The sequence below is a fragment of the Psychrobacter sp. TB20-MNA-CIBAN-0197 genome (genome assembly GCF_040309765.1).
GTDB classification, from domain to species: Bacteria; Pseudomonadota; Gammaproteobacteria; order Pseudomonadales; family Moraxellaceae; genus Psychrobacter; species Psychrobacter submarinus.
The window spans coordinates 1-271 of sequence record NZ_JBEOPC010000608.1; the positions used below are offsets into that span (position 1 = coordinate 1).

The 271-nt window shown below is 48.7% G+C and carries 1 protein-coding gene; it reads left to right on the forward strand.

What is annotated here, in order from left to right:
- The coding region (locus AAEY83_RS15175) for a carboxyvinyltransferase (protein WP_502945195.1) at window positions 1-271 on the forward strand (271 nt) is incomplete at both ends.

Here is a 271-nt window from a genome sequence, read left to right on the forward strand (position 1 = left end):
CTACACGGCTGTGAATACTCAGTTGTCCCTGACCGTATCGAAACAGGCTCATACCTTGCTGGTGCCTTGATGACACGTGGCGATGTATTGACCAAAAAAACATCTGCTCTATTATTGACGCCAGTGCTAGAGAAGTTCGAAGACATGGGTGCAACTATCACGAGCGGTGATGACTGGATTCGCGCACAAATGAAAGGCCGTCCAAAGGCAGTTGATATCCGTACTCAGCCACATCCTGGTTTTCCAACGGATATGCAAGCTCAGCTTATGG